The organism is Neisseria blantyrii (assembly GCF_962747855.1).
Lineage (GTDB): Bacteria > Pseudomonadota > Gammaproteobacteria > Burkholderiales > Neisseriaceae > Neisseria > Neisseria viridiae.
The window spans coordinates 401,332-420,725 of the sequence record NZ_CAUIZY010000001.1 but is presented as its reverse complement, the minus strand read 5'-3'; the positions used below and the strand labels follow the sequence as shown (position 1 = coordinate 420,725).

Genomic DNA, 19,394 nt, shown 5'->3' with positions numbered 1-19,394 from the left:
AGCAAGCAGTTTCAGACAAACTGCTTGCTGCTTGTTCTACCCGAATTATTGTTCCGAAAATTTGCCGTAAGCCATAATGCGGTCGAAACGGCGTGAAAGCAGATCGGCGAGCGGCATACTTTGCGCTTCGTGCAGTTGTTTTTCCAAAACGGTTTTCACGTTTTTCATGGTTTGCCCGAAATCCCGATGCGCGCCGCCCAATGGTTCTTTGATGACGGTATCGACCAAGTCCAGCTTTTGCAGGCGGTCGGCAGTAATACCCAAAGCCTGTGCCGCATCAGCCGCCTTTTCGGCGGTTTTCCACAAAATAGACGCGCAGCCTTCGGGGGAAATAACGGAATAGGTCGAATATTGCAGCATATTGACGTAATCGCCTACAGCAACCGCCAATGCGCCGCCCGAACCGCCTTCGCCGATGACGGTACACAAAACGGGAACGCGCAGGCGTGTCAGTTCGTACAGGTTTTTGCCGATGGCTTCCGACTGCCCGCGTTCTTCCGCGCCGATGCCCGGATACGCACCCGGCGTATCGATAAAGGTCATGACAGGCAAGCCGAATTTTTCCGCCGTTTTCATCAGGCGCAAGGCTTTGCGGTAGCCTTCGGGACGGGGCATACCGAAGTTGCGGCGGATTTTTTCTTTGGTGTCGCGCCCTTTCTGATGCCCGATAACCATCACGCTTTGTCCGTTGAAACGCGCCAATCCGCCGACAATCGCATAATCGTCGGCAAAGTGGCGGTCGCCGTGCAGCTCTTCAAAATCGGTAAACAGCGCGTCAATGTAATCCAAAGTATAGGGACGCTGCGGATGCCGGGAAACCTGTGAAATTTGGGCGGGTGTGAGTTTGCTGAAAATCGATTTGGTCAGGTCGTTGCTTTTTTTCTGCAAACGGTGTATTTCGTCCGAAATATCGACGGCAGACTCGTCTTGGACGAAGCGCAGCTCATCGATTTTGTTGGTCAGTTCGGCTATGGGTTGTTCAAAATCCAAAAAAACAGGTTTCATAAAATGAAGCTCTCATCAACAGATTCTGCCGCTATCATACGCTATTTGTGCATATTCCGCAGTTAATTTATTGTCCAAAACGGCTTTTCCATACCCTCTTTTTGTGTTCGGACAGCATGGGAAACAGAGGATTAGTGCATATATACTAGTTATAAGGCGGCGTATCTTATGCTAAACTCGAAACAAATTCAATTATTTCAAACAAAATCGTATGAAAGACAAGCACGATTCTTCCGCCATGAGGCTGGACAAATGGCTTTGGGCGGCACGTTTTTTTAAAACCCGTTCACTTGCGCAAAAGCACATCGAACTGGGTAGGGTTCAAGTAAACGGCTCGAAGGTCAAAAACAGTAAAACCATAGACATCGGCGATATTATCGACCTGACGCTCAATTCCCTTCCCTATAAAATCAAGGTTAAAGGTTTGAACCACCAACGCCGCCCGGCATCGGAGGCGCGGCTTCTGTATGAAGAAGACGCGAAAACGGCAGCATTGAGGGAAGAGCGCAAACAGCTCGACCAATTCAGCCGCATCACTTCCGCCTATCCCGACGGCAGACCGACCAAGCGCGACCGCCGCCAACTGGACAGGCTGAAAAAAGGAGACTGGTAAAACCGTTCCCGCTGCAAACAGAAGTACGAACCGCGTACCGCCGTATTTCAGACGGCATTGCCGAAACTTATTCTGCCTCGTCTATCCATGCCTGCTGCACAGCCTCGAGGATGCGTTCGCCGCAACGGGCGGGATCGTCGTCAAATTCGGGCAATGCCATAATCAGGTCGCGCAGTTGGGTAAAGCGCACGGTTTTTGGATCGATGGTTTCGCCGTGCAGGTCGTAGAGTTCTTCGGCGATGCGCCGGGTGTCGGTCCATTTCATATGAATTTCCTTTTATCGTCCGGCATTGAAGCCGTGTAGAATATGTTTCGGCAAAACTGCCGCCCTTTGAGGATGGCTGAATGTTTCAACTCGCCGGACACCACCCTATGTGTCCTAATCTGGGAGGAGTTGCCCCTCCCAAACAAATCTGATTCTACCGCCCCGAAGAGCGGGGTTTCAACCGACAAGGAAGATTGATGAACAATCCGTTGGTCGCAAAATTGTCCAAACTGGTTTATACCGCTTCCGACCATCCCGACTCCCTGTCGGAGATGGAGGAGTTTGACCGTCTGATTCTGCTGATACGCAAACTGTATCAAATATTGGACGGACAACATACCCTCTACAGAGTAACGGTTTGCCTTCACTACCGGAACAGGCGCGGTCTGATTGCCTTGGATAAAGCGGCTTCCGGTTGCGATGCGGCAATGTTGCGCGCCCGGCGTTGGCGCATCTACACGCAGATTGCGGAACGCCTTTCCGGGTCGGGCGGCGGCTTCACGGTTACGGCAGAAAGCGTGTCCGCCGCCTGCCCCGAGCTTGAAGGACGCTATCTCGACCTTGTCCGCCGCGCCGCCGTCTCTTTCGGTTTCGCGCAAGGATGGGAAAATCCGGCAGGCGGACAGGAAGAAACGCAAGCCGTCTCGGATGCCGCATCGGGTCGTTCCGTCAGAAAACCAATCAAAATCAATATAGAAGCGAAAGTGGAACGCTATCCGGCATACCGCCCGACCTCCACCCTGAAAGTAACCCGCCGACGGTTTTTCCGGCTGCAAAACCGGTAAATACCCGTGCATCGCGCCCGAGTAATCCGTCTCGGATGCCTCACCTGCCCGCTCCGTCAGAAAACCGATAAAAATCAATATAGAATCGAAAGTTCCGCCTGTACGAACGCCTGTTTTCGGGCGATTGCGCCTTATCCGCGCAACAATGCCGTCTGAAGCGCGCCGGCTTCAGACGGCCTGTTTTCAGTGTTCTTCGCGCGCGTGGTTGATGGTGTATTTGGGGATTTCCACAATCAAATCCTCGCCGGCGACAACCGCCTGACAACTCAGGCGCGAATCGGCTTCCAAGCCCCAAGCCTGATCGAGCAGGTCTTCTTCCAATTCGGTCGGCTCTTCCAAACTGTCGAAACCTTTGCGGATGATGACGTGGCAGGTGGTGCAGGCGCAGGATTTTTCGCAGGCATGATCGACTTCGATGTCGTGGTCGAGCAGCACATCAAGGACGGTTTTGCCTTCGGGCGCGTTATCGATGACTGCACCCTCGGGACATAATGTTGCGTGTGGAAGTACGGTGATTTTGGGCATTTTTATTGTCTTTCTGTAAAAAGTGGTTGTGTCCGTTTTTCGGAAAACTGTCTGCCTAATGTCGCGGTTCGAGCAGGTCGGCAACATTTTGCCAGCCTATCAGGCGGGCAAAATCGAGGGCGGTATAGCCTTCCGATGTCTTTGAGGCAGGATTTGCACCGTATTCAAGCATGACTTGAACCATAAGTGCATTTCCTGCGATGGCTTCATGATGAAGCGGCGTATAGCCGTCTTCGTCCTGCTCATGCAGAAAATCCGGATTTTGGGACAACTGTTGCCGGAAATCGTCAATACAGTTCCGGCACATCGGATGCTCTTCCAGATTTTCAGGATGTTCTTTTTCTTCATACACCAGCAATACCTGCCCGGGATCGCCGAAATCGATTCCCCATGCGGCATCGTGTTCGGTACGCTTCTCTTCCGTCATCTGCCCGCGCATTGCCTGTACGGTAAAACCGCCGTAGGGGATGCCGTTGCACACGAACATCCAGTCGCTGATGTCGTCAACCGGAACGCAAACGCTTTCGCCTTGTTCGACATTGGTCAGTCCGCCGGGTTCATTGTTCAGCACACCGTAAATATAAAGACCGTCAAAATAAATATCGTCGATCCACATATGTTCGCAAATTTCGCCGTCTTCGCCGTCTTGGAAAAAAGGGACTTTGACCATGGCAAAATCCAGGGCGGGAATAATGCGGCGGCGTTCCCAAAAAAGCTCGCGCCAAAAGTATTTGAATGTTTTACGGGCGCGTTCGCCGGCACGGTTTACCGGTTCGTCTGCCTGTTCTACATAATAAATGACGGAATCGCCCATCATACTGCTCCTCAACGTGTACGGTATCTGTTTGCACCTTACTGCGGCTTTCTGCCTTCGGCATCCGATTCGGATTTGAAAAGTTCCAAATATTCGGAATAGGCTTTTTCCAAATCCGCCCGCGAAAAACAGGTGTAAATATGGATGCCGTCTGCAATTTCGTCGGTTAGCCTCGTGCCGCTTTTGCCGAAATATGCTTCTTTAAAAAGGCGGATTTTCGATTTTTTCGGCTTGTGGGATGCCGCGCCCGCCAAAAGCCGGGGCAGCGCGTAAGGGTATTCCCGGTGTCCGCGCCGTACCAAATCAAGCAGTTGTTTGCGGCCGGACCCTGCATTCCCTTCCTGCCTGCGTTCGTGGACGCTTTTTTCAAATTCCGATTCCGCCGTTTCGTTTTTCGGGAATACGATTTCGCCGCGAAGCGATAAAACAAACGTTTCATAAGGTTTTCGTCCACGGTGAACAATTCGGTATCGCCTATCCTGCTTTTGCTGAAAATCTCATGGAGCAGGTTTTCTTTTTCTTTGTAATTGTCGGTTTTGACGGCGAGGATGCGTTCCAACCCAGCAACGTTCGCATAGCCGTTGTTTTCCAAATGGCGCATTCTGCCTTCAAAATTGCTTACGTCCGAAATGCCGATTTTATATAGTGAATTAACAAAAATCAGGACAAGGCGGCGAGCCGCAGACAGTACAAATAGTACGGAACCGATTCACTTGGTGCTTCAGCACCTTAAAGAATCGTTCTCTTTGAGCTAAGGCGAGCCAACGCTGTACCGGTTTAAATTTAATTCACTATACACGCCCTTGATGACGGTTTTCATCGAATAGTCAATGCCTGACTTTTCCATATCGATGTTTTTTCAAGTGTTTTCGAGCCTTCAGACGGCATCAGGTTATATCTATGCCGTCTGAAACCATTTAAGTATCAAATATTATCGACACTCTGGCCTGTCAGCGCACGTTGGATGTTGCGGTTCATGCGTTTGGCGGCGAAGTTGTCGGTAATGTTGCCGAGTTTGGCGGCGGCGGCACGGATGTCTTCGGCTTTTCCGTCTTTCAGACGGCCTTGCAAATCGGCGATGCCTTGCCGAATCTGTTGCAATTCTTCGGCTTCCAGCAAATCGCTGTCCAACTCGAGGGCGGCGTTGACGGCATCGGTCAGGCTTTCGGCTTCGACCACGGCTTCGGCTCGGGCACGTGCCGCCATGTCTTCGGCGGCGTTGCTCATGCTGTCTTTGAGCATTTGGGTGATGGTGTCATCGTCCAAGCCGTAGGAAGGTTTAACTTCGATTTGCGCCTGTACGCCGGTGCTTTGTTCTTGGGCGGAAACGGACAGCAGCCCATCGGCATCGATTTGGAAGGTTACGCGGATACGCGCCGCACCCGCCGCCATAGGCGGAATGCCGCGCAGGGTGAATTTGGCAAGGCTGCGGCAGTCGGCAACCAGTTCGCGTTCGCCTTGCACGACGTGTATCGTCATCGCGGTCTGACCGTCTTTGAAGGTGGTAAAGTCCTGCGCGCGCGCGGTGGGGATGGTGGAATTGCGCGGGATGATTTTTTCGGCAAGGCCGCCATAGGTTTCCAAACCGAGCGACAAGGGCGTAACGTCCAGCAGCAGCCATTCGCCGTCGGCTTTGTTACCTGCAAGGACGTTTGCCTGTATGGCTGCGCCGAGTGCGACGACTTCGTCGGGATTGAGGTTGTTCAGCGGGGTTTGTCCGAAAAAGGTGGCGACTGCCTGTTGAACGTGCAGCATACGGGTAGAGCCGCCGACCATAATCACACCTTTGACATCCGCCTTGGTTACGCCCGCGTCTTTCAACGCCTGTTTGACCGGCTCGAGCGTTTTCATCACCAAATGCTGCGTCAGGTTGTGGAACTCGGCGCGACTGATGCTTGTGTCGATTGCCATGCCGTCTGAAAGCGTCGCCTGAATGCGCGCTTCGGTTTGCGTGGTTAATTGTTCTTTGGCGGCGCGGACGAGCGAGAGCAGGAGTTGGCTGTCTTGTTCGTTGAGTTGGGAGAGTCCGTTTTGTTCGAGCAGGTAACAGAACAAACGATGGTCGAAATCGTCGCCGCCCAACGCGCTGTTGCCGCCGGTGGCTTTGACTTCAAACAGTCCTTTGGTCAGTTGCAATACGGATACGTCGAATGTGCCGCCGCCCAAGTCATAGACGACAAACGTGCCTTCCGAGGCGTTGTCCAGCCCGTAGGCGATTGCGGCGGCGGTGGGTTCGTTGAGCAGGCGCAATACGTTCAAACCCGCCAGACGCGCGGCATCTTTGGTGGCCTGGCGTTGGGCATCATCGAAATAGGCGGGAACGGTAATAACAGCACCAACCAAATCGCCGCCCAAGGTTTCTTCGGCACGCGATTTAAGGATTTTGAGGATTTCCGCCGACACTTCGACAGGCGTTTTCACCCCCTGCCGCGTATGCAGTTCGATAATGCGTTGATTGTCGCCGAAACGGTAAGGCAGGTAATGCGTATTTTGATGCAGATCGGCAAGCGTCCGTCCGATAAGGCGTTTGGCGGAGCTGACGGTGTTCAGCGGGTCGGATTTTTGCGCGGACAGAGCGGTTTTGCCGACTTCAATGCCGCCGTTTTCCAAATAACGGACGACGGAAGGCAGGGTAACGCACCCGTCGGCATCGGGCAGGCAGGCCGCACTGCCGCTGCGGACGGTGGCGACCAGGCTGTTGGTCGTTCCCAAATCGATGCCTACGGAGAGGCGGTGTTGGTGCGGCGCGGCGGACAGGCCGGGTTCGGAAATCTGCAAAAGAGCCATGATGTGTGTGCCTTCGGATGCGGTATTTATTGGGATGAATCGGTATTTTAACAGAATTCGCGCCGATAGTTGAGCGGTTCGGTAGGGAATAAATCATGCCGTCTGAAATTGCCCCAACCTGCCAAATACCGATAAAATCCACCCTTTGACACTTGTTTTGGAGAATCCGCCGTGCAGGGACTCGACTATTGTCGCCAGAAAGCAGAAGAAAGCCGCTCCAGTTTTTTGTCGGGCTTCCGTTTCCTGCCGCAGGAAAAACGGGATGCGGTAACGGTTCTGTATGCCTTTTGCCGCGAATTGGACGATGTGGTTGACGAATGTTCCAACCCCGATGTTGCACAGGCAACATTGAACTGGTGGCGCGGCGATTTGAACAAGGTATTCGGCGGCATAATGCCGGAACACCCCGTCAATCAGGCCTTGCAGCAGGTTAAGGAAACCTTCAAGCTGCCGAAATATGAACTGGAAGCCTTAATCGACGGGATGCAGATGGATTTGGTTCAAGCCCGTTACGGCAGTTTTGAAGAATTGAAACTGTATTGCCACCGCGTTGCAGGCGTGGTCGGCTGTCTGATTGCCCGAATTTTAGGGTTTTCAGACGGCAAAACGCTGCAATACGCCGACAAGATGGGACTTGCGCTGCAACTGACCAACATCATCCGCGATGTCGGCGAAGACGCCCGTAATGGGCGGATTTACCTGCCGATGGAGGAAATGCAGCGGTTTGATGTCCCCGCAAGTGTGATTTTGCAGTGCCGGCCAACAGAAAATTTCACCGAATTGATGGCATTCCAAATAAAGCGTGCGCGTGAAACCTATCGTGAAGCCGTATCTCTCCTGCCAGCCGCAGATAAAAAATCACAAAAGGCAGGATTGGTTATGGCGGCGGTTTATTACGCACTTTTAAACGAAATAGACTTTGACGGCGTACAAAATGTCCTGACCTATAAGATTGCCATTCCTTCCCCGCGTAAAAAACGCATTGCCTTAAAAACCTGGTTATTCGGATTCAAACCATGAACACTTTGCAAAACCGCCCGAAAATTGCCGTCATCGGCGCAGGCTGGGCAGGATTGTCCGCTGCCGTAATGCTGGCTCGCGATACCGACCTTACCCTGTTCGAAGCCGGTCGACAACCGGGCGGCCGGGCACGCACCTTGACAGGCGACAACCACGGATTCAGTTTTTTAGACAACGGGCAGCATATCCTACTGGGTGCATATCACGGCGTATTGCGCCTGATGAAAGAAATCGACTCCAACCCTAAAACCGCCTTTCTGCGCCTGCCTCTGCAGTGGCATATGCACGAAGGCCTGCAATTCCGTACCCGCTTCCTGCCAGCCCCGCTTCACATTTTAAGCGGGGTGTTGTTGGCAAGACACTTCCCTTTTACATTCAAAACCAAACTGCTTTCCGATATGTCCCGCCTGCAAAAGTTTGCACGTTCCGACCAGGCTGACATGACGGTCGAGCAATGGCTGCGGCAACGAAATACCCCCCGCGCCGCCATTACGCAATTTTGGCAGCCGCTTGTATGGGGCGCACTCAATACGCCTTTGGAAAATGCAAGCCTGCGTATATTGTGCAACGTGTTATCCGACGGCGTTTGGGCAGGGAAATCCGGTAGCGACTATCTTTTACCCAAGCAGGATTTAGGTATGATTGTTGCCGAACCCGCACTGGCAAAACTCAGGCATTTCGGTGCGGATATCCGTTTAGAAACCCGTGCATGCCGTCTGAAAACCTTACCTGACGGCAGGGTATCGGTAAACGGGGAATTTTTCGATACCGCAGTTCTCGCCGTTGCCCCCTATCATGCCGCAGCACTCCTGCCTGAAGATACACCCGAACACATTCTGTCTGGCTATCAAAACCTGCATTATCATGCCATTACCACCGTCTATCTGCGTTATGCCGATCCCGTCCGCCTACCTGCACCGCTGACCGGACTTGCCGACGGAACGGCACAATGGCTGCTCAGCCGCGGGAAACTCGGACTGTCCCCAAACGAAGTATCCGCCGTTATCAGCGTTTCCGACCGCGTCGGTACATTCACCAGACAAGTGTGGACGGAAAAAATCCATGCCGACGTCAAGCGCATCTGCCCCTATTTAAACGAACCCGAAGCCGTCCGCGTCATTACTGAAAAACGCGCGACGACCTCTGCAAGCTCCAATTCCCCGTTGCCTGATTTGACCTGGCTGCACCGACACCGAATCTACCCGGCCGGCGACTACCTCCACCCCCTCTACCCTGCCACGCTTGAAGCTGCGGTACAATCAGGATTTACAGCAGCAGAAGCATGTCTGCACCATCTGATTACAGTTTGACCGTCAGGACATGAAGATACTTTACAAGCCACAACAAAACGTTAAAATACATTATCCCTAAATCTCAAAGGACAACCATGCCGACACTGACCGACAAAACCATATTAGTTACCGGCGCATCACAAGGGTTGGGCGAACAGGTTGCCAAAGCCTATGCGGCAGCAGGCGCGACTGTGATTTTGGTTGCCCGTCATCAGAAAAAACTGGAAAAAGTGTATGACGCGATTGTCGAAGCCGGATACCCCGAACCATTCGCCATCTGCTTTGACCTTATTAGCGCGGAAGAAAAAGAATTTGAACATTTCACCGCCACTATTGCCGAAGCCACTCAAGGCAAACTAGACGGTATCGTCCATTGCGCCAGCTATTTCTACGCCCTCTCGCCGCTGGATTTCCAGACCGTCGCCGAATGGGTCAACCAATACCGTATCAACACCGTCGCCCCGATGGGGCTGACCCGCGCCCTCCTTCCCCTGCTGAAACAGTCGCCGGACGCATCCGTTATCTTCGTCGGCGAAAGCCACGGGGAAACCCCAAAAGCCTACTGGGGCGGTTTCGGCGCATCAAAAGCCGCACTGAACTATCTGTGCAAAGTTGCCGCCGATGAATGGGAACGCTTCGGCAACCTTCGCGCCAATGTCCTGATTCCGGGCCCCATCAATTCCCCCCAACGCATCAAATCCCATCCGGGTGAAGCCAAAAGCGAACGTAAAAACTACGAAGACGTACTCCCGCAATTTGTCTGGTGGGCAAGTTCCGAAAGCAAAGGGCGGAGCGGCGAAATCGTTTACCTCTAAATCTCCTTTTTGTTTTGCCATTTGGGTTCTCCAATAAAAAAGCAGCCTGAAAGATTTCAGGCTGCTTATATGCAGGTTACTATTTCTTTTCGGGCGGATCGGGCGGAATGAAAAGAAAAACCGCACCGAGAATAAGGGGAAGCAGAAATCGGGTATAGGGATACAACGGATGATCGACATGCCAATGGCTGTATCTCCCACGAGGAATAATGTCGTATTCGTAAGTATCGGGGAAGAAGTTGATCCATACTGTCACAATTACCCAGATAGTGAGCTTTCTATGGTTGGCTACCCACCGCACCGGCCTGCTGTTGCGGATGCTTTCCGGTACCACTTTTTCCCATATCCAATGCAAAAACAGCAGAGTCCACCTACCCCGCATACCTGCCCCCCCTGCGGTTACAAACCCGGCAGTTCGATTTCGACTTTTGAACGCCAGCGGGCTTGTGCCGTAACAATACACATTCTTAATTTTCGGTCTGCCGCGCTGTATTTAATCCGGCTTTCAATACGCGTTTACCAATTCTTGTCCCTGTAATGCTCGGACAGGGCAATCAGTATTATCCACAGGAGGCTGACAAATCCGCTGACGCCGGCTGCCATAAACAGGATTTTTTCCCAAGCGTTCATAGGGGGCATAGGCGTTCGGCTGCCCTCAGTGGTCGGCCCGTCAAGCAAAATATAGATGATGACGGTAACAACATACAAAAGTACCGGTTTGCGATACAGCATCCAAATATGTTTCAGCCTGTCCGACATACCCCCTCCCAGATGAATCAAAGACCGAGAAAAGCCGGCTCCTTATGCAGGTTACTATTTCTTTTCGGGCGGATCGGGCGGAATGAAAAGAAAAGCCGCACCGAGAATAAGGGGAAGCAGAAATCGGGCATAGGGATACAACGGATGATCGACATGCCAATAGCCGTATCCCCTACGACTAGGAATAATGTCGTATTCGTAAGTATCGGGGAAGAAGTTGATCCATACTGTCACAATTACCCAGATAGTGAGCTTTCTATGGTTGGCTACCCACCGCACCGGCTTGCTGTTGCGGATGCTTTCCGGTACCACTTTTTCCCATATCCAACGAAAAAACAGCAGATACATACCTGCCCCCCTGCGGTTACAAGCCCAGCAGTTCGATTTCGACTTTTGAACGCCAGCGGGCTTGTGCCGTAACAATACACATTCTTAATTTTCGGTCTGCCGCGCTGTATTTAATCCAGCTTTTAATAAAAGCCTCCAATACTTTGAGCGCGTTGTTAAGGCCGACTGCTTTATTAAACCACAATCGTTTGATTTCCTTAGCGGTTTCATCCCTGCCTTTGCTGATCAGGTATTCATCAAACGGCACGTTGCCGAAAAGCAGCTTCAGCTCGTCCGGAAGCTGTTCCATAACGCTGCCGACAATGCCGTCAGCCAGTACGGCCAGCGGTTTCAAACGCTCATGGCATGCGCCGATTTCGGAGAACATCTGATCGGCCATACCGACTACTTCTTCTGTAATTTGATCCGGCCGGGCGCGGACTGCGCCTTCAAACAGTACATTTAGGATTTTAACATAAGATTCTTGTATGGCTCTATCCATTTTAAATGCTCCAAGTAAAAAAACCCGCAGGTGCGGGCATGAAAAAGGCCGTCTGAAAACAGACAGCCTTGTTTTTAGCTTCGCAGAAACTTTAAGCAGCCTGCACTTAGCTCACCGTCATGGAAGCGATGCAGAACGGGCGGTAGATAATCGCGCCCCATGTACCCTGCGATTTCTTCTGCCTGATGCTGGAGGCTTCCAAAACCATATTGTGCGCGCGCAGTTTTTCGGTGAAACCGCATTCCAAGGTGCGCTGGCCGTCCAACTCTTCCACAATCAGCTGCACCATTTCGCCCGATGCGGCGGAATATTCCGGCACGGTTTTGATACGCAGGTTGGGGAAGTTCTTTTTCAGCTGGTCGGTAACGTTGACGTTGTACTGGTTGGTTTTGGTCAGTTCCACGCTGGCCGTCGGGCTGCACACCAAGAGTAGCGGCGTGTTCATATCAATCAGGCCGCCGGTCTGCTGCAACAGTTTTTGGAACAGCTTGCGGATGGATTCGTACACCTGCTCGCCGGTGGCGGTTGCCCATTTTTCGGCGGCGGCGGTGCTGGCAGGCAGGCTCGGGTCGTTGAGGATGCCGTAGTTCTGCAAACCTTTGATACCAAACAGATAGGATTTGTTCTGGAAACGGTTTAAGGCGTTCACGCTTGCCTGATTGACGCGGTTCACATAGTCGATCTTCGCTTCGCCCGCGCGTGCCACTTCGCGTTCGCCCCAACGGGTGAACACTTGGTAATGGTAGCTTTGGCGTTGCGGGAAATTGACATTTGCACCGCTCACGCCGTTGTTGTTGTAGTCGCCGTAGCCGGAGACTTCGCCGGTAGGTTCTACCAGCATGAACATAGCGGTTTCGGTCGTCCAGTCGCCTTTTTTCACTTCGCCGAAGATTTCGGCGGCCTTCATCGGCTGAAGGGCGACTTCAATCAGCTTCGGATCGACATAGGTCAGCATCCATGCTGGGATGCCGCTGTTGCCTGCGGTGGTCAGCGCGGGCTGCGCATCCATCGCCAAAGCAGCCTGCACCTGTTCGTTCATCAGCTTTTTGCCACCGCCCATAAAGACGATGCCGGCATCGCGTTCGAGTTGTTGCAAGGTATTCATTAAAACTTCCTTATGGTTGAAAACCAGCCCTTCAGGGCAGTAGAATTTGGGTTTTTTTGGAGGGGGCGTAACCCCTTCCAAATCAGGGCTGTGCTTTAGATACAACCCTGTGTGTTGAAACAATCGTTACTCCCATGTGGTGATTTTGGCCAGTTCGCCCGCTGCGGCTTTGGAAGCTGCTTTGAAGCGGGTCAGGGTGTGGTCGGTTTCGTCGGCGGCGGCAGAGGCTTTCAATGTGCCGTCGGTGTCTTTGGCAAACACGTTCTGCCCGATTTCCGCACCGGCGGGGAAGTGCGCCCAAAAATCGCCTGCTACCGCCAACGTAATGATTTGACCGGGCAGGATTTGGTTGCCGTGTTCCGCCAGATAGGCGGTGATGCTTGCCTGTTGTTCGCGGTGGACAAAGCCGATGCGCGCGCCGTCGGTTTTCTTGTTGGACACTTTGCCGTCTGCATCCGCCCAGGCAAACACGCCGACGGTTACGCCGTCCGTGCCGCTGACGAGCGCGCCTTCGCCCGCCAACATGGAAGCGTTCGGATTGTGGGCGGCAAAATCCCCCGCAACGGCGGGGGCTTGGTAAGGTTGGACTGCTTTTTGGAATGACATAGTTTAAGCCTTTCTGATTCGTGACAAACCGGGGAACTGTTCGGCGGTTTTGGCCGCATCTTGCGCCATCGGCTGTTTGGGTTTGCCCAACATACCGACCATCGCGCGGTAGGCGGAAGGATGCACGCCGGTTACGTCGATGCCGCTCTGTTCCAGCGCGAACTTGTACACGTCCGCCGCGTTATCCATCGCCACATCGCCGACAATGTGCGCCACTTCGCGCTGTGCCGCCGCCAAGGCTTGTGCGCGTTTGCGCTCCGCAGCCACGGCTTTTTGAATCGCCGCATCCATCGCCATTTTGGAAATGGCGGCATCTTGCGCGGGTTTGGGCGCGCCGCCTTCGGGTTTTTCCGGCGCTTCGTCTTCGGCGGTTTTTTCCGGCTCTTCGTCTTCGGCGGGGGCGGTGTTGTTTTCGCCGTCCTCCGAATCGTCTCCGTCCGTGCCGACATTCTCGACGTTTTCGGGCGGCAACTCTTTGCCGTCGTCTTGTGCCGTCTGCACTTCGTTGGTGAGCGAGCCGATAACCTGCAACAGTTCGTCGGGACTCAATTCGGCATCCTGCGCCAACAGGGGCTGCACGGCTGCCTGAATACGCGCTTTCGCGCCTGCTTTCAGTTTCATGATTTTCCTTTCGTGAAATGGGTCCGCATCGCTTACGACAACATCACGCCCCGCCCGACCCACATCGACAAGGGCTACATGGTTTCCGACAATATCGCGCATCACGCCGTCGTAATGCCTGCCTTCAAATTCGCCTGCGGTCATGTCGGCGGTGTAGTGGTACGCGCTGGACAGCTCCACCTGCTCGCCGCTCTCAATACCGGCAATCGCCTCCGCGTCCCACACGGCCAGCGAACATTTCAGGTAGCCGTCTTCAAACACGGTGTCGCTGCCGGTCGTGCCCGCAATCACTTCTTTCTGCGGCTCGTCGGCGGAAACGGGGATGTGTTTGCTCAACAAAGGCAGGTTGTCGAACGTCGGCGCGGCCTTTTCCAACTCTTCGGGGTCTCGCAGCAGGTAGTAAACCTTTTTCGGCTCAAGCCCCAGTTGTTTGTAGTTGGGGATTTCGCTTCCATAGTAGGGGTTTACCGTTGCCTTGCTGATGTTGGAGCTTTCCACGTGCAGCCTGCCGTCTTGATCGTAGGAGCGCAGGGATCGGTCTTGGGCGATGGAAAGGCGGCCTTCGTCATAAGTTTTTGTTACATCGCGCCCGTTTTGGTCGGTTATCTTCATAATGCGTATATAGCCTGCTGTTTCGTGTGTTTGTCCGTCTTCGGCAAAGGGAGTATGATTATCTGCGTAGGAAACAAAACCCGCCGCTTGGCCGCTGTCTTTTGCGGTTTCAATGCCCGCAGGCGCGTTTCCTACTTTTTCTTTGCCTGTTTCCTTGATGGTCAGCTTTGCCATATATCTGCCATCATCTTATGCATTAAATCCTTTAATCACGCTGCGGCTGGTGCAGCGGCAATTTGGCTCGGTTCCGGGCTGCACCCATTTGCCGTCCAGATACATACCTTTGTCCACGTTAAACCGTTTGCCGTCGGCGGCAACGTGGCTCGGGCGCGGTTCTTTGCCTGCGTGGGAGTGCATCCATATGGCTTCGGTAATGCCCAATTCCTGCCGCCGCGCCTTTTCGATGGCGGCTTTTGCCTTATTGGTCTGGTCTCGCGCGATAAAGGCGGCGCGGCGTTCGCTGATGCCGTAATCCTTACGCAGTTCGCGGGTCAGTTGCGCCATATCGTAACCTGCATTCACACTGCGCCATACGCTTTCTTCCACGCGGTCCAGGTATTGTTGTCCGATGGAGCGTATCAGCGAGACGTTGCCGCCCAATACGGCCTGCAAGGCGGTTTGCTGCCGCGCTGTGGTACGGAAACGGACGGTAAAGCCCGCCTCCCGCAATGCCGTCTGAAAGGCCCTCTCTGTATGGTTCGCGCTTTGATTGGCGAAGATTTCGGCGATTTGCGGGGCAAGCTTGTCCAACCGTGCCAGCCAATAACGCAACAGGGCGGACAAAGCAGCCTGCAAGCCGTCCGTCAGGCTGTCTTGGGCGATGCCTTTCGGGTAGTGCCGTTCAAGCAGGCCCTGCACGTCGGCGCGCATTTCACGCAGCAGCTTTTTCAGGCTTTTGCGGTAGGCGGCCTCCACGCCGAGGTTGGGGCGGATGGGGGCGAGCAGGATTTCAGGCTGCATATCACCACCATTTGATTAGGGAAATGCCGTAGCAGAGCAAGACGAAGCCGAGGGCAAATTTAATCCACGCATTGCGGACAAGTTCCAACATGACTTTTTCTCCTGCCGCTTTGACAGCAGCGGCAATACAGGTTATTATTTCCATATGATTTTTCCTTAATACGCTAAGGTTAAATACAGAAAGCCCGTGAAGTTCGCCGCTTCACGGGCTTTCGTTTGCTTTCGGCGGATGGCAGGCATATAATGAAACCAAGCCGTTAATTGTAGGGGCTAGGACGTTTCGGACGTTTGGCGCACGCAGGGTAAAACCGAGAGTGAGGCACTAGTTGAAATTAACGGCTATCTCTTTTTGCGTATCTCGTCTGCCTTGATTTTCATAGTGGGCAGGTTTATTATGCAGATAAGCGGTATTGCTAAATTTTCTGACTAAGAGGTCGATCGCATTTGAACGCGCGAAGATGCTGGTCTGAAGCAAATGCCGCTCCCCAAGGCAACGGCGGTTCAATAACCCGGTCTTAGCAACCGGCGATATACCGTAGATTAAACGTTGCCTTTTTTCTGTTGCGTTTTTTTAGATGCAATACTAGAATGTCTATGCGGTATTTGTACAGGCAAAGAGGTGGCGTAATATGAACGCGCTAAGGTGCTGGCCTGAAGCAAATGCCGCTATTTTCATGCTCATCACTCTTTCAGGTAGCCGTGGTCGTAATACCGCCTACCGTCTCTGCAATGTTTCACTGTCATCACGACTTCTTTATCCAAACTCTCAACTCGTACTTTTGCCTGATAGATTTCTACAGCAATGATATTCTGGTCGTTGTGCTTGTCCTCTTTGGTAGCAACCAGCCGTGAGCTTTGGATGATTTTCGGGATGGCGGGGATGGTTTTAATCAAACTATCCGCCGCCCCTGCCAAAGTGTGTTTCACTCCACTCATCGGAACTTCAATTTCATTGCCAGTACTGCGATTGACAAACTTTTTGCCTACAAACCTTTTGGCATAATCTTTGGCCTTATTTCGCAGCTCCTTCATGCTTGACCACAAGCCCAGTTCGCTACCCTTAATTTCGGGTATCTCTACTTGGAGTTGACCGTCTTGTCTTTCAGGCTGCCCGCTCCCTCCCCCAAACCGCCCGTTCTCCGCCCTCGGATGCTTGCTTTCGTCCCACTCGGCATCTTGGGCGGGTTCAGGCTTTGGGTCGGCGGGGTCTCCGACTTCTTCCCCCTCGCCGTCGTTCATGCCGTCTGAAAAGCCGTCATCGGGCATTTCGGGCACGTCTTCCACGTCGATGCCGTTGTAGCCGCTGCCCGGTTCGCCCGCCAGCCGTCCGCGTACTTCCTCCGCCGATACCACGCCCGCCTGAATGTAGGCCACATCGCGGTCGGTGTCGGATTTGCGGATGGTGGAAAGCTCGGTTTCGCTCATCTGCCGCAAGGGCACAAAGTCGAACGTGATGTTGTCGTTCACTTTGCCGAACAGGTGTAATTGCACCAGTTTGAGCAGCTTATCCAGCGGGTCGCGCAGCAGGTTTTCCTGCATGGCGCGGATGTGGTCGTAGTAAACGGCAATCTCGCCCTCGGTGCTGGCATTCAGGCCGCTTGGCGTGATGCCGAGCAGCTTCACCAGCGGCGTATGGCTGGGCGCGGCCATTTGCTCTTGGGATTGGGCAAGCAGCGCGTCCAAGCCGGACAGCGGGGTGTTGAACTGGAAAAACTCTTCTTCGTCTTTGCTCAACAGCATCAGGCCGCGATTGTCGCGCAAACGGTTGTACAGTTCGGCGCGCAGTATGATGTTGGTGTCGCCGTCGTCGCTGCCGCCCAATATCGCGCTCATATCGGTTTTGATGCCGGACAGGGAGAAGCTGTGCAGCAGGTCGCTGACGGAATCCACGGTACGCAGCCAGCGTTCCACATAGGGCATCATAAGCTGGGTCATACTCACGCCGCCGAAGTTGTAGGCGGGCTTGAGCATATCCGGCACGGGGCGGGAAATCAGGGTAAACAGCCGGCTGGCGTGGATTTCCTGCGCCATCACATACCAAGCCTTCGGCTTGTAAAAGTCGGGCAGTGTCGGATCGACGGCGTTGTACGGCGCGGGGGTCGTCCACATCGGCTCGATGTTCACCAAGGCTTTCAGGCTGCCTTTGGCAATGGTTTTTTCGGTCAAAAGCAGCGGATTGGCGAGTTTGCCGTCGTGGCCTTTGATTTGCACCAGTATCTGGCCGCGCCCGAACAGGCCGTCTGTTTCAACGGCCTTGCGGAACACGTCGCGCACGTTCAGCCGCTCGCAGCATTCCTCAATCTGTTTGATGAGGTCGCTGTTGTCTTCTTCGCCTGCGGATTTGATTTCTATCCATTGGCGGGTCATTTCGTTGGCGGTGGTTTCGCTCACGCTGCGGTATTCGGAGATTTGCGCCAACTCGGCCAAGCGCGGATAGCCGATAAAGCCGGTGCCGAAAAAACAATCAGCCCCGAAGTTTCCCAAGGGGCTGCCGTCCATCGCTATGCCGTTCGGCTTCACGCCGTCCGGCAGTGCCGGGAAATCCAAGCTGTATGATGCGGGCTGCTTTTCAGGCAGCCTTTGCAGGGCGCGGCGCATAGCCTTGGCGTTCGGCTTGTTCTTTTTCTTGCTCATAGTCCGCTCAATATCTTGGGGTTGATGTTCAGCCCGCCCTGTACGGGGGCGAATGCCATAACCAGCGCGTCGGCGCGGTTCGGGCTGGGAATGCCGCGCTTTTTCATGTCTTTCTTGCTCTCTGCCTTTACGCGCCCGTTTTGGTCGTAATCCACTTGCGGGCGGCTCAATTCGGCAGTCAGGTATTCCAATTCGTGCAGGCTGCTTGAAAGGCTGATAAGTTGGTCTTCGGGGTAACTGTCCCCGTGATGCACGGCGCGCCACGTCTTGTAGAAGCGGTCGCGCACCATCCACCAGGCCTGCGCCTTGATGTTGGCGAACATATCGCGGTTTTTCTTGTCGTCGGTGTACTTGGCATCGGGCTTGTACACCGCGCCGCCGGCATTGAAGCCAAGCGTCTGCACCTTGCCGTTCTTGCGCCGGAACTGCGCTTTCACACCCGCGCCCACGCCGATGTTGTCGTACACGATGCGGTCAACATTCTGCTCTTGGGCGTACAGGTAAACCTTGTCGGCGGAATAAATCACATCCTGCCCGCGCCATTGCCGCATATCGGTGACGACCGAACCGTGCCGCAATACGGTGGCGTTGGCATCATCGCCCTCATCAGCCACGTCAAAACCGAGGATGCGGCGGCCTGCGGCTGAGAAGCCCAGTTTCTCGTGCGCATCAATGGCGGCTTCAATCCAGCTTGGTTTGATAATCGCCAGTTCGCTATCGGCCACCGGCTCGCCCAGCCAAATATGGCGGTAAAGGTCTTCGTCCCGCTCTTTGCACTCGAGCATATCGGCCAAGAGCGGCGTATCGGCAAAATGCGGGTTGATGTCGTAATTCGCCTTTAAGACGATGCTGTCTTGGGGCGGGTGGACGATGAACCGCTGATAGGTGTCGTCCAAAATGTTTTTCGGGTTGAAACTCACCCAGATTTCCGCGTTCTTGTCGCCACGGATGGACGGTATCAGCACATCCCAAGAATTCTTCGTTACCGCTTCGGCTTCTTCCACCCAGCACACGCCGACACCCTGAATCGATTTGATTTTGGTCACGTTGTTCTTGATGCCGTAAAACACAAACTTCGCGCCCGTGCCTTTATGGGTGATGGTGGATTTCAGAATATCGAACTCTTCCGTATAGCCCAGCCGTTCGATGGTCTCAATCAATAGCTGATACACCGAATCATCCAGCGAGCCTTGAAACTCACGGGCGCACAGAATGACCGTACCGATGCGGCGCGACACTTCCACCGCCAATTCCGCCAAGAAATACGATTTGCCGCTGCCGCGCCCGCCGTACAGCACCTTGTAACGCGCCTTGCGGATAAGCGGCTTGAAATACGGATTGGCCATA

The 19,394-nt window shown here is 53.7% G+C and carries 21 protein-coding genes and 1 pseudogene; 5 read left to right on the top strand and 17 right to left on the bottom strand.

The genetic code is table 11. From position 1 onward, the window contains the following. Window positions 1-45 precede the first annotated feature (45 nt). The gene (locus Q9J80_RS02335; RefSeq protein ID WP_301669842.1) at window positions 46-1,005 is read right to left on the bottom strand and encodes an acetyl-CoA carboxylase carboxyltransferase subunit alpha; all 960 of its coding nucleotides are present in this window, start codon (window positions 1,003-1,005) and stop codon (window positions 46-48) included. Between the two features lie 211 nt (window positions 1,006-1,216). On the opposite strand from Q9J80_RS02335, the gene Q9J80_RS02330 reads away from it, so the two are divergent. Further along, window positions 1,217-1,618, top strand: a complete 402-nt coding sequence (locus Q9J80_RS02330; RefSeq protein ID WP_014582432.1) for an RNA-binding S4 domain-containing protein — start codon at window positions 1,217-1,219, stop codon at window positions 1,616-1,618. Between the two features lie 67 nt (window positions 1,619-1,685). Here the strand turns inward: Q9J80_RS02330 and iscX are convergent, their stop codons facing one another. Continuing rightward, window positions 1,686-1,883 (bottom strand): Fe-S cluster assembly protein IscX, encoded by a 198-nt coding sequence (iscX, locus tag Q9J80_RS02325; protein WP_002248850.1) that lies wholly within the window; start codon window positions 1,881-1,883, stop codon window positions 1,686-1,688. A 197-nt stretch (window positions 1,884-2,080) separates the two neighbouring features. Here iscX and Q9J80_RS02320 point away from each other — a divergent pair, with 197 nt between their 5' ends. Next, window positions 2,081-2,668, top strand: coding sequence for an amino acid permease (locus Q9J80_RS02320; RefSeq protein ID WP_301673810.1), 588 nt, complete (start codon window positions 2,081-2,083; stop codon window positions 2,666-2,668). A gap of 183 nt (window positions 2,669-2,851) precedes the next feature. Here Q9J80_RS02320 and fdx read toward each other — a convergent pair whose 3' ends face one another. The 4 genes and pseudogenes from fdx to hscA form a co-directional block, all read right to left on the bottom strand. Beyond that, window positions 2,852-3,193: an ISC system 2Fe-2S type ferredoxin gene (gene fdx, locus Q9J80_RS02315; protein WP_002213569.1), complete on the bottom strand. Its 342-nt coding sequence runs from the start codon at window positions 3,191-3,193 to the stop codon at window positions 2,852-2,854. Between the two features lie 55 nt (window positions 3,194-3,248). After that, window positions 3,249-4,010 (bottom strand): DUF2314 domain-containing protein, encoded by a 762-nt coding sequence (locus Q9J80_RS02310; protein WP_301673811.1) that lies wholly within the window; start codon window positions 4,008-4,010, stop codon window positions 3,249-3,251. 35 nt (window positions 4,011-4,045) lie between these two features. After that, window positions 4,046-4,695 (bottom strand): annotated as a pseudogene (locus tag Q9J80_RS02305) (GIY-YIG nuclease family protein). 236 nt (window positions 4,696-4,931) lie between these two features. Then, window positions 4,932-6,794, bottom strand: a complete 1,863-nt coding sequence (hscA, locus tag Q9J80_RS02300) for a Fe-S protein assembly chaperone HscA (RefSeq protein WP_301673812.1) — start codon at window positions 6,792-6,794, stop codon at window positions 4,932-4,934. A 171-nt stretch (window positions 6,795-6,965) separates the two neighbouring features. Here hscA and hpnD point away from each other — a divergent pair, with 171 nt between their 5' ends. The 3 genes from hpnD (at window position 6,966) to Q9J80_RS02285 (ending at window position 9,921) form a co-directional block, all read left to right on the top strand. Further along, on the top strand, window positions 6,966-7,814 hold the full coding sequence (gene hpnD / locus Q9J80_RS02295; protein ID WP_301673813.1) for a presqualene diphosphate synthase HpnD: 849 nt from the start codon (window positions 6,966-6,968) through the stop codon (window positions 7,812-7,814). After that, window positions 7,811-9,124 (top strand): hydroxysqualene dehydroxylase HpnE, encoded by a 1,314-nt coding sequence (hpnE, locus tag Q9J80_RS02290; protein WP_301673814.1) that lies wholly within the window; start codon window positions 7,811-7,813, stop codon window positions 9,122-9,124. Before hpnD ends, hpnE begins: the two co-directional genes overlap by 4 nt. 77 nt (window positions 9,125-9,201) lie before the next feature. Then, window positions 9,202-9,921 carry an SDR family oxidoreductase gene (locus Q9J80_RS02285; protein ID WP_301673815.1) on the top strand — a complete coding sequence of 240 codons (720 nt, stop codon included), beginning with the start codon at window positions 9,202-9,204 and terminating at the stop codon, window positions 9,919-9,921. 79 nt (window positions 9,922-10,000) lie between these two features. Here Q9J80_RS02285 and Q9J80_RS02280 read toward each other — a convergent pair whose 3' ends face one another. From Q9J80_RS02280 to Q9J80_RS02230, 11 genes are all read right to left on the bottom strand, one after another. Beyond that, window positions 10,001-10,303 (bottom strand): hypothetical protein, encoded by a 303-nt coding sequence (locus tag Q9J80_RS02280; protein WP_304672802.1) that lies wholly within the window; start codon window positions 10,301-10,303, stop codon window positions 10,001-10,003. Between the two features lie 134 nt (window positions 10,304-10,437). Beyond that, window positions 10,438-10,680: a peptide ABC transporter permease gene (locus Q9J80_RS02275; protein ID WP_301673817.1), complete on the bottom strand. Its 243-nt coding sequence runs from the start codon at window positions 10,678-10,680 to the stop codon at window positions 10,438-10,440. A gap of 54 nt (window positions 10,681-10,734) precedes the next feature. After that, window positions 10,735-11,028, bottom strand: a complete 294-nt coding sequence (locus Q9J80_RS02270) for a hypothetical protein (protein WP_114935314.1) — start codon at window positions 11,026-11,028, stop codon at window positions 10,735-10,737. 16 nt (window positions 11,029-11,044) lie between these two features. Continuing rightward, window positions 11,045-11,509, bottom strand: a complete 465-nt coding sequence (locus tag Q9J80_RS02265; RefSeq protein WP_304673135.1) for a hypothetical protein — start codon at window positions 11,507-11,509, stop codon at window positions 11,045-11,047. Window positions 11,510-11,615: 106 nt separating this feature from the next. Beyond that, window positions 11,616-12,614 (bottom strand): major capsid family protein, encoded by a 999-nt coding sequence (locus tag Q9J80_RS02260; RefSeq protein ID WP_304671742.1) that lies wholly within the window; start codon window positions 12,612-12,614, stop codon window positions 11,616-11,618. Window positions 12,615-12,740: 126 nt separating this feature from the next. After that, the gene (locus tag Q9J80_RS02255; RefSeq protein WP_304671743.1) at window positions 12,741-13,220 is read right to left on the bottom strand and encodes a structural cement protein Gp24; all 480 of its coding nucleotides are present in this window, start codon (window positions 13,218-13,220) and stop codon (window positions 12,741-12,743) included. A 3-nt stretch (window positions 13,221-13,223) separates the two neighbouring features. After that, entirely contained in the window at window positions 13,224-14,627 is a 1,404-nt protein-coding gene (locus tag Q9J80_RS02250; RefSeq protein WP_304672800.1) for a DUF2213 domain-containing protein, read from the bottom strand. Between the two features lie 15 nt (window positions 14,628-14,642). Further along, window positions 14,643-15,413 (bottom strand): phage head morphogenesis protein, encoded by a 771-nt coding sequence (locus Q9J80_RS02245; protein ID WP_304672799.1) that lies wholly within the window; start codon window positions 15,411-15,413, stop codon window positions 14,643-14,645. A 1-nt stretch (window position 15,414) separates the two neighbouring features. Then, window positions 15,415-15,558: a hypothetical protein gene (locus Q9J80_RS02240; RefSeq protein WP_003711963.1), complete on the bottom strand. Its 144-nt coding sequence runs from the start codon at window positions 15,556-15,558 to the stop codon at window positions 15,415-15,417. 536 nt (window positions 15,559-16,094) lie between these two features. Continuing rightward, window positions 16,095-18,047 carry an anti-CBASS protein Acb1 family protein gene (locus Q9J80_RS02235; RefSeq protein ID WP_118786802.1) on the bottom strand — a complete coding sequence of 651 codons (1,953 nt, stop codon included), beginning with the start codon at window positions 18,045-18,047 and terminating at the stop codon, window positions 16,095-16,097. Then, entirely contained in the window at window positions 18,044-19,393 is a 1,350-nt protein-coding gene (locus Q9J80_RS02230) for a PBSX family phage terminase large subunit (protein WP_118786801.1), read from the bottom strand. The genes Q9J80_RS02235 and Q9J80_RS02230 overlap by 4 nt, the downstream gene beginning before the upstream one ends. Between the last annotated feature and the right edge of the window lies 1 nt (window position 19,394).